Below are 9,145 nucleotides of genomic sequence, written 5' to 3'. Positions count from 1 at the left end.
GTTCTCCACCCGCGCCCACGCCCCCACCGCCGCACCACCCCGGCTGCGGTGCGCCTGCTCCACCAACGAATCGAACATAGGTTCGACATTAATCGTCGCGGCGCTACCCAACCAGCAGCTCAACCCCACCCTGTGGATAAAACCGCAATTGGGGATAACCCCGTCGCGCAGGTAGGGGACTGCGTCGGTAGCGAAAGCTCAGACCTCGATGCGGGAGCCGACGATGACCGTCCGATTCAATGGCAGACCGAAATGTCCGGCCGCATCAGCGGTGATGTGCGACGTGGCGATGAACAGTCGCTTGCGCCACGCCGGCATCGTCGGCGCATCGCCCATGCACAGGTCGAGCTTCGACAAGAAGTACGAGGCGTTCTCCAGATCAAAGGCACCCTCGGTGTCCTCGGGACTCAGCAGCGCGAGCGCGCGCGGGACGTTCGGCCGCTCCATGTATCCGAAACGCGCGGCCACATGGACGATCCCGTCACTGGCGTAGCCGAGGTCGTCGTGCGTCATCCGCTCGGCGTCGGGCAGCCGCGGCACATCCTCGGTCACGACTGACAGAACGATGACGTGCTCGGCCAGCACATGGTTGTGCTCGACAACGGCGCGCATCGCCAATGGCGCGGTCTCTCGGCCCCGATCGAGGAAGATCGCCGTGCCGGGAATGCGAACCAGCGGCGGATCCCGATGCACCAGCTCGTCGACGAATTCCCGTAGCGGCCCCTCGGCCTTTTGCCTTGCGCGCGTGATGATTCGGCGGCCCTTCTGCCACGTCGTCATCACGGTGAACGCCCCCACGGCGATGGTCAGCGGCAGCCATGCACCGTGTACCAGCTTGGTGAGGTTGGCCGCGAAGAACATCAGATCGACCACGAGCAACAGGCCGCCGCCGACCAGTACGCCCCACAGCGGCCATCCCCAGCGTGTCCGCGCGTAGTACAAGAACAGCGTGGTGGTGATCGTGATCGTTCCGGTCACCGCCATGCCGAACGCGTACGCCAACGCCGCCGAACTGCGAAACGCGAACACGAGGATCAGCACCGCGACCATGAGGACCGCGTTGATCCACGGCACGTAAATCTGACCGATGGTCGACGCCGACGTGTGCTCGATGCGCAGCCTCGGCAGATAGCCGAGCTGAGCGGCCTGCGACGCCACCGAAAAGGCGCCCGTGATCACCGCCTGCGACGCGATTACAGTCGCCGCTGTCGCCAAGAGCACCATGGGAATTCGCGCCCACTCCGGCGTCAGCAAGAAGAACGGCGCGGCCACCGTGGACTCGTCGCCCAACACCAGCGCGCCCTGACCGAAGTAGTTCAGCGTGCATGCCGGCAGCACGAGACCCAGCCAGCCGTAGGTGATCGCGCGTCGGCCGAAATGACCCATGTCGGCGTACAACGCCTCGGCGCCGGTGACCGAAAGCACGATCGCGGCGAGTGCGAAGAACGCGATGTGGAAGTGGCCGGCCATGAACTCCAACGCGTACGTCGGCGACAGCGCCTTCAGAATCTCGGGATTGGCGACGATGCCGTGCACCCCGCACGCGCCGATCGCCGTGAACCACAGGATCATCACCGGGCCGAAGAAGCGGCCGACCGTCGCGGTGCCCCGGCTCTGCACCGCGAACAGTCCCACGATGATCACGGCGGTGATCGGCACGACGAAGTCTCTGAAGCCGGGATCGATCACCGCGATGCCCTCGACGGCCGACAGCACCGAGATCGCAGGTGTGATCATGCTGTCGCCGAAGAACAGCGCGGCCCCGAACAGCCCCGCCGCGGCAAGCACAGCCGAGGTGCGTCGGCCCCGGCCACCGGTCCAGCGCCGCAGCAGCGTGATCAGGGCCATGATGCCGCCCTCGCCGTTGTTGTCTGCGCGCATCACCAACGTGACGTAGGTGAGGGTGACGATGATCATCACCGACCAGAAGATCAGCGAGACCACGCCGTAGACGTGGCTGTCGGCGACCGGAACGGGATGCGGGTCGTTCGGGTTGAACACCGTCTGCAGCGTGTAGATCGGACTGGTGCCGATGTCGCCGAACACCACACCCAGCGCCGCGATGATCACCCCCAGCCGCAACGCCTGGCTGCCCTCTGGTGGGTTCACACCTGGGAGAATACGGTGGTGAGCGATATGGCCGACGGCGATCTTTCAGACCTGGACGCGTTGTACTCCGCGAAACTTCAGGACTTCACCCCGCTGCGAACGAAGCTCGCCGCCGAGGCCAAGAAGCGCGGCGACGCCGAAGCTGCCAAGCAGATCGCGGCGGCGCGCAAGCCCACCACCGCAGCTCACGTCGTCAACGTGCTCGTGCTCAACGAGCCGACGGTCCGGCGACGACTCACCGACCTCGGCCAGCGACTGCGTGCCGCCCACGCCGGCATGGACGGCACCGTCATCCGGGAGCTGACCGCCGAGCAGCGTCGCCTCATCGACGAGCTGGCGCGCGCAGCATTCACCGAGGCTGCGCTCGACCCGACGCCCGCGCTCCGCGACGATGTCACCGCCACCCTGCAGGCGGCGATCGCCGATCCCGAAGTCGCTGCGCGCCTCGGCCGCCTGACCAAAGCCGAGCAGTGGTCGGGTTTCGGTGAGTTCGGCGACACGGCAATAGTTTTCAAGCCGATCCGCAAGAAAGAGCCCAATGCCGAGCCTGCCCCACCTGCCGGGAAGAAGGGCGAGGAAAAGGGCGTCGAAGAACGCCGCAGGCGACAGCAGGCACGCGCCGAACTGGCCGCCGCCGAACGCGCCAAGGCTGAAGCCGATGCCGCACTGAACGAACTGCAATCCGACCTGGCGACGGCCCGGCTACGCCGCGACGACGCACGCAGACGGCTGCAGGACGCCGAAAGTGCGCTTACCGCAGCCGAAGACGCCTACCAACAGGCCAAGCTGGACAGCCGGGACGCCGCGACCGTCGTCAAAGAAGCGAAGAAAGCTATACGCGGCAGCTGATCTCCATGCTGTCGGCGTCCCGCGCGGGAAAGTTCACGCTGACGTAGCCGTTCGCCGGCTCACGCACGTACTCGAGATACGGTGCCAGCTCGGCCATCGAGGTGTTGTCGGCGACGACGAGCGTGCCCGGCGACAGCCGCGGTTCGAGGAGTTCGAGTACCGGAACGTAGAGCTCCTTCCAGCCATCGAGCAACACGAAATCCACTGATCCGTCGAGCTTCTCGAGCGTTGCCACGGCGTCACCCTCCAACACCTCGATGAGGTCGTCGAGACCGACCTCGGCGAACGTCTTTTTCGCCGCCGCCACCTTCGCGGCGCTGAGCTCGGTGGTGACGACGCGGCCGCTGCCGTTGTCGCGCACCGCCGACGCGAGGTGGATCGCCGAAATTCCGAGCGACATGCCGAACTCGACCACGGTCGCCGGCCGGGCCGCGCGCACCAACGAATACAGCAGCCGACCCGCATCCTGGGTGACCGGCAGGTAGTAGTCGCTGAACGCGTCCGCCCGCTCCTGGGCGGTGGCCGACGCCAGCCGGGAGAAGTCGGTGCTGCCGTCACGCATCGCGGCGAACTGCGCGGCCGACTCGGCGAACATGCGATCGAGGGCGGCGGCGACTTTCGGGTCTGCAAGTGTGGTCGTCACACCTACGAACGTATCCATCCGATCTGAGCGGTTCCTGAGCGGCCGCGTGCCAGGATGAGGGCGAGAGACCATGACCGGTATCGACAGGTCGACACAGCGCGTGATCGCGGTGATCGCGCTCATGATCGTTGCCGCCGTGGCCTTGCGCGGCTTCATCCCCGGCGGCGGCGAGCCGATCTCCGAGCGGGAACGCCCGCCGAGCAATCCGGCCGCGCTGATCGTGGTCATCGTGATGGTGTGTGCCGCCGTCGCGATCATCGGGTTCGCGATCATCGCCCGGCTGCGCGACCGCACGCCGCGGCCCGCGGCGCAGGGAGAACTGCCGCAGGCATCGCGTATGACGGGTCGGCCCAGCCTGCGGTTCACCCTGATCGTGGCGGGCCTGGTCCTCGCCTGGCTGCTGCTGGTGCTGGTGTTGACGCGGCTCGGCGGTCCGCCCGAACTTGCGTCTGATCCGCCGACGGCCCCGGAGACCAGTGCGCAGGCGCCGGACACCACCACCAGACCGGCCCCCGCCGACGACGAAGCTGAACCGGACACCAACGTGATCGGATACCTGATCCCGCCGATGCTGATCCTGATGGTGCTGGTGGTCGTAGGGACGGCGGTCATGTCGAGGCGGCAACGAAGCAGCGCAGTGCAGTTCCTCGGCGACGACGACGGCCCCGCCGCCGCCGAGGCTCCGGCGGCGGGGGCTTCCCTCGTCCGCGCGGCGGAAGTCGGGCTTGCCGAGATCGGCGACCGCACCAGGGAACCGCGTGAGGCGATCATCGCCTGCTATGCCGCGATGGAACGTGAGCTGACCCGCGTACCGGGTGCCGTCCCGCAGGACTGCGATACCCCCTCCGAGGTGCTGGCCCGGGCCGTGCACAACCGTGCCCTGCAGGCCGACAGCGCGACCGAACTCGTCGAGTTGTTCGAGGAGGCGAGATTCTCCCCGCATGTGATGACGGAAGAGCATCGCGACGCGGCCGTGAGCGTACTGGAGCGTGTGCTCGCCGAACTCCCGGACAGCGCCGCGAGGAGCAGCGCATGAAAAAGATTGTCGCAGCTGGAGTTCTGCTGGTCGCCGGGGCAGAGCTGCTGGCGCTCGCCGGACCCGATCGGGGGTTGATCCTCATCATGTCTGGCGTCGCCGTCGCCTGCGCGCTGCTGGGCCTGCGCTGGTATCTGGTACGCGAAGCCGCTCTCGATGGCGAGGAGCAGTACATCGATGATGCTGCAGAGTCATTGCGCCGCTGGCTGTCTCGCACCGAGACGCTGATCGGTCAGTCGGACGCCACCCGAAGGGACTGGGACCGTCACCTGCGGCCGACGTTGGCCAGGCAATTCGAGATGGCCACCGGTCAGAAACGGTCCAAGAACCGCGCCGCCTACAACACCACCGGATTGATGCTGTTCGGCGCCGACCTCTGGGCGTGGGTCGATCCGGAGAACGTGGCACGAAGCGGCCTCGACGAACCAGGGCCCGGGCGAACGGCATTGGACGAAATACTGCAACGGCTGGAGCGGGTGTGACCGAACACGCTGGCACGACGACCACGGCGAACTGCGAGTCGGTTCTCGACGAAATCGGCCGGGTGGTGGTCGGGAAACGCGGTGCGCTGACCCTGATCCTCACCACCGTGCTGGCAGGCGGGCACGTGCTGATCGAGGACCTGCCCGGCCTCGGCAAGACGTTGATCGCACGGTCGTTCGCCGCCGCGTTGGGCCTGGAGTTCAAACGGGTGCAGTTCACCCCGGACCTGTTGCCCGCCGACCTCCTGGGGTCGACGGTGTACGACATGCAGTCCGGCCGTTTCGAGTTCCGGTCGGGACCCATCTTCACAAACCTGCTTCTCGCAGACGAAATCAACCGCACCCCGCCCAAAACCCAGGCGGCGCTGCTCGAGGCAATGGCCGAGGGGCAGGTCAGCATCGACGGCGTCACCCATCAGCTGCCCGCTCCGTTCATCGTGCTGGCCACCGACAACCCGATCGAGTACGAAGGCACCTATCCCTTGCCGGAGGCGCAGCTGGACCGGTTCACGATCCGGCTCGAACTGCGGTACCTCTCCGAGCAGGAGGAGGCCTCGATGCTGCGCAGGCGCATCGACCGCGGCGCCGCCGAACCCACGGTGCACCAGATCGTCGATGCCCACGAACTGCTCGCGATGCGGGAGTCGGTGGAAGAGGTCACCGTCCACGACGATGTACTCCGGTACGTGGTGTCCCTGGCCGCCGCGACGCGTCAGCATCCGCAGATCGCGGTCGGCGCGAGCCCGCGGGCCGAACTGGACCTCGTCCAGCTCGCCCGCGCGCGGGCATTGCTGCTCGGCCGCGACTACGTGATCCCCGAGGACGTCAAATCCCTTGCGGTACCGTCGATCGCGCACCGCATCAGCCTGCGCCCGGAGATGTGGGTGCGCCGCGTGCACGGCAGCGACGTGGTGGAGGAGCTGCTGCGGCGGCTTCCGGTGCCACGGACCAGCGGGTGATCCGCTGTGATCGAGATCCGCTCCACCCAGGCGCAATTGCTTTGGCGCCCATCGTCACTCACGCTCGCGATCCTCACCTGCGTCGCAGTTCTGCTGGCAATGGCCGTGATCGCCTCGCTCTGGCAGCTCGTGGCGTTCGCCGCACCGCTGTTGGGGGTGGTGTGCTCGGTCGGCTGGCAGCGCCCTGCTCCCAGGGTCGTCGTGCATGCGGACCCCGGTGCGCACCGCTGCTTCGAATCAGAGAACGCACAGGTGCAGGTGTGGGCGACCGCCGATCCCGAGACCGATTGCGACGCGCTCGCGCTCTCGGTCGAGGTCATGCCCGGAATGCGAATCGATAAGGCGGAAAACGGCTCTCGCCAATGCCACACGGTCTCCGCCGAGAGATGGGGCCGGTACCCGATCCTGGCTAGCGTGGCCGTGCGTGCGAGGGGCGGGCTGCTGCAGGGCGCAGCCGTCGTGGATGCCGCCGACATCTACGTGTTCCCGATGGCGCCGCCGCAGTCGACATCGATTCCGCGCACCGACCTACTCGACCGACTGGGCACCCACCTCACCCGGCACATCGGTCCCGGCGTCGAATACGCAGACGTCCGCCGATACGTGCCCGGTGATCAACTGCGGACCGTCAACTGGCCGGTCAGCGCACGCCGCGGCAGCCTGCACGTCACGCAGCGACTGACCGACCGCGCCGCCGACGTCGTGGTGCTGGTGGACAACTATCGGCAGCCCGCCGGGCCGGCCACCGAAGCCACCGATCGCACCGTGCGGGGTGCCGTTCAGGTAGTGCAGAGCGCGCTGCGCGGTGGTGACAGGGCCGGGGTCGTCGCGCTCGGGGACCGTCGACCGCGCTGGCTCGGCGCCGACATCGGTCGGCGACAGTTCTACCGGGTGCTCGACGCGGTGCTCGCTGTGGAGGGTGGTTACGAGACGACACCCGGCACGCTGGCACCGCGCGCGGCGGTTCCGCCGGGGGCGATCGTCGTCGCGTTCTCGACACTGCTCGACACGGAGTTCGCATTGGCGCTGATCGACCTTCGCAGGCGCGGCCACACCGTGGTCGCGGTCGACGTCCTCGAAGGTGCACCGTTCGAGAACGAATGCGACAGCATCGTCACCAGGATGTGGTCGCTGCAGCGGTCATTCATGTATCGCGACATGGGCACCGTCGGGGTCGACATCGTCACCTGGCGCGCCGTCGACACGCTCGATACGGTCATGCAGCTGGTACCCGATCACCGTCGTTCCGTGCGGGGACGGCGATGAACCGCGCGTTGTCGACGGCCTTCGGCTTGGTGATGGTCGCCGCGGCCGCGCTGCAAGCCGATGACGCGGCCTTGATTGCGGCGGCGTTGGCCACGCTTGGGATATTGGTGGGCAACGTCTTTCGTCCGGCCGCCACCCTGGCAGTACTGCTGGCCGCCACCGCTCTGGTGCTCAACGAATCGCCGGCCATGCTCGCCTCGCTGTCGGGGCTCTGTGCGGCCTGCTACCTGGTGCTCCGGCACACCGCGGCCATCACCGCGCCGACGGTCGTTGGTGCCGTGGGGTTTACGGCCGTGGGCCTGGCGGCGGTGACACTGCCGCTGGAGCTTGCCTGGGCTCCGCTGCTGGCACCACTGGTGGTGGTCGCACTGGTGGCCCTGGTGACGCGGCCGTTCTGGGCGCAGCGGCAGTCCTGATCGCGTTATCTTTGTCTGGCACAACCTGTGAGTTGGTAAGCGAAATGCTCAGCGGGACGCTTAAATTCGGGAGAAGTCACCATGCCGTCAGATGTCCGCAAGGCCGTCACCGGCGCATCGATCGGTAACGCCGTCGAATGGTTCGACTTCGCGATCTACGGATTCCTGGCGACCTTCATCGCGGCGAACTTCTTCCCGTCCGGCGACGAGACGGCGGCGCTGCTTAAAACGTTCGCGATCTTCGCGGCTGCCTTCTTCATGCGACCGCTGGGAGGCTTCGTCTTCGGCCCCCTCGGCGATCGGATCGGGCGACAGCGCGTGCTCGCCGTGGTGATCCTGCTGATGTCGGGCGCAACCGTGGCCATCGGCATGCTTCCGACGTACGCCTCGATCGGTGTCGCGGCCCCGCTGCTGCTGTTCTTCCTGCGCTGTCTGCAAGGGTTCTCGGCCGGCGGCGAGTACGGTGGCGGCGCTGTCTACCTGGCCGAGTTCGCGTCGGAGAAAAGCCGGGGCGTGACGATCACGTTCATGGCGTGGTCGGGGGTCGTCGGGTTTCTCCTCGGATCCGTGACCGTGACGCTGCTGCAGGCACTGCTGCCCGCCGACGCGATGAACAGCTACGGCTGGCGGATTCCGTTCCTCATCGCGGGGCCGCTCGGCCTCATCGGCCTCTACATTCGGCTGCGCCTCGACGACACCCCGCAGTTCGCTGAACTCAGCAAGACCGAACAGGTCGCCAAGTCGCCGCTGCGTGAAGCGGTGACGACGTCGTGGCGGCCCATCTTGCAGGTGATCGGCCTGTTCGTGGTGTTCAACGTGGGGTACTACGTGGTGTTCACGTTCCTGCAGACCTATCTGATCGTGACGCTGAAGTTCTCCAAGACCGAGGCGTTCACGTCGATGACCCTGGCGACGTTCGTCGCGCTGGTGCTCATCCTTCCGCTCGCGGCGCTGTCCGACCGTTTCGGTCGCAAGCCGCTCCTGATCGCCGGGTCAGTGGCCTTTGTGCTCCTGTCCTACCCGTTGTTCCTACTGCTGAATTCCGGGTCGCTGGGCGCTGCGATCACGGCCCACTGCGTACTGGCGGCCATCGAGTCGATCTACGTGTCGACCGCGGTGTCCGCCGGTGTCGAACTGTTCGCCACGAGAGTGCGCTACAGCGGGTTCTCGATCGGCTACAACATCTGCGTCGCAGGATTCGGCGGCACGACGCCGTATGTCGTCACCTGGCTCACGGCGCGAACCGGTGATAACACGGCACCGGCGATCTACCTGATCGCCGCGGCGGTCATCTCGCTCGGCACGGTCCTGACACTGCGAGAGACGGCGGCGCGGCCGCTTCCGCAGACCAGCGACCGCAGCCTGGCGACAGCGTTAGAGTAAGT

At 66.9% G+C, this 9,145-nt stretch carries 9 protein-coding genes; 7 read left to right on the top strand and 2 right to left on the bottom strand.

The window, feature by feature from the left end; genetic code table 11:
• Window positions 1–198 precede the first annotated feature (198 nt).
• Window positions 199–2,109, bottom strand: a complete 1,911-nt coding sequence (locus BST47_RS24790) for a potassium transporter Kup (RefSeq protein WP_083128335.1) — start codon at window positions 2,107–2,109, stop codon at window positions 199–201.
• A 27-nt stretch (window positions 2,110–2,136) separates the two neighbouring features.
• On the opposite strand from BST47_RS24790, the gene BST47_RS24785 reads away from it, so the two are divergent.
• Entirely contained in the window at window positions 2,137–2,958 is an 822-nt protein-coding gene (locus BST47_RS24785) for a hypothetical protein (RefSeq protein WP_083128334.1), read from the top strand.
• On the opposite strand, the gene BST47_RS24780 is transcribed toward BST47_RS24785, so the two are convergent.
• On the bottom strand, window positions 2,942–3,601 hold the full coding sequence (locus tag BST47_RS24780; RefSeq protein WP_083128333.1) for an O-methyltransferase: 660 nt from the start codon (window positions 3,599–3,601) through the stop codon (window positions 2,942–2,944). The genes BST47_RS24785 and BST47_RS24780 overlap by 17 nt on opposite strands.
• Before the next feature lie 70 nt (window positions 3,602–3,671).
• Here BST47_RS24780 and BST47_RS24775 point away from each other — a divergent pair, with 70 nt between their 5' ends.
• The 6 genes from BST47_RS24775 (at window position 3,672) to BST47_RS24750 (ending at window position 9,143) form a co-directional block, all read left to right on the top strand.
• Complete coding sequence (locus BST47_RS24775; RefSeq protein WP_083128332.1) at window positions 3,672–4,637, top strand: DUF4129 domain-containing protein; 966 nt, start codon at window positions 3,672–3,674, stop codon at window positions 4,635–4,637.
• Window positions 4,634–5,119: a hypothetical protein gene (locus tag BST47_RS24770; protein WP_083128331.1), complete on the top strand. Its 486-nt coding sequence runs from the start codon at window positions 4,634–4,636 to the stop codon at window positions 5,117–5,119. Before BST47_RS24775 ends, BST47_RS24770 begins: the two co-directional genes overlap by 4 nt.
• Complete coding sequence (locus BST47_RS24765; RefSeq protein ID WP_083128330.1) at window positions 5,116–6,078, top strand: AAA family ATPase; 963 nt, start codon at window positions 5,116–5,118, stop codon at window positions 6,076–6,078. Before BST47_RS24770 ends, BST47_RS24765 begins: the two co-directional genes overlap by 4 nt.
• Before the next feature lie 6 nt (window positions 6,079–6,084).
• Window positions 6,085–7,344 (top strand): DUF58 domain-containing protein, encoded by a 1,260-nt coding sequence (locus tag BST47_RS24760; protein WP_083128329.1) that lies wholly within the window; start codon window positions 6,085–6,087, stop codon window positions 7,342–7,344.
• Window positions 7,341–7,760 (top strand): hypothetical protein, encoded by a 420-nt coding sequence (locus BST47_RS24755; protein WP_083128328.1) that lies wholly within the window; start codon window positions 7,341–7,343, stop codon window positions 7,758–7,760. The genes BST47_RS24760 and BST47_RS24755 overlap by 4 nt, the downstream gene beginning before the upstream one ends.
• An 81-nt stretch (window positions 7,761–7,841) precedes the next feature.
• Window positions 7,842–9,143, top strand: coding sequence for an MFS transporter (locus BST47_RS24750; RefSeq protein ID WP_083128327.1), 1,302 nt, complete (start codon window positions 7,842–7,844; stop codon window positions 9,141–9,143).
• Window positions 9,144–9,145: the final 2 nt, after the last annotated feature.

Origin of the sequence: Mycolicibacterium tusciae, assembly GCF_002086795.1 — a bacterium.
GTDB classification, from domain to species: domain Bacteria; phylum Actinomycetota; class Actinomycetes; order Mycobacteriales; family Mycobacteriaceae; genus Mycobacterium; species Mycobacterium tusciae.
Note: the sequence above shows the minus strand (reverse complement) of the source record. Positions and strands in the feature narration are given on the sequence as shown.

Bases quoted from the DNA above. Each gene is read 5' to 3' on its own strand.
- BST47_RS24785 (WP_083128334.1), top strand. From the start codon at position 2,137: ATGGCCGACGGCGATCTTTCAGACCTGGACGCGTTGTACTCCGCGAAA.
- BST47_RS24775 (WP_083128332.1), top strand. From the start codon at position 3,672: ATGACCGGTATCGACAGGTCGACACAGCGCGTGATCGCGGTGATCGCG.
- BST47_RS24770 (WP_083128331.1), top strand. From the start codon at position 4,634: ATGAAAAAGATTGTCGCAGCTGGAGTTCTGCTGGTCGCCGGGGCAGAG.
- BST47_RS24755 (WP_083128328.1), top strand. From the start codon at position 7,341: ATGAACCGCGCGTTGTCGACGGCCTTCGGCTTGGTGATGGTCGCCGCG.
- BST47_RS24750 (WP_083128327.1), top strand. From the start codon at position 7,842: ATGCCGTCAGATGTCCGCAAGGCCGTCACCGGCGCATCGATCGGTAAC.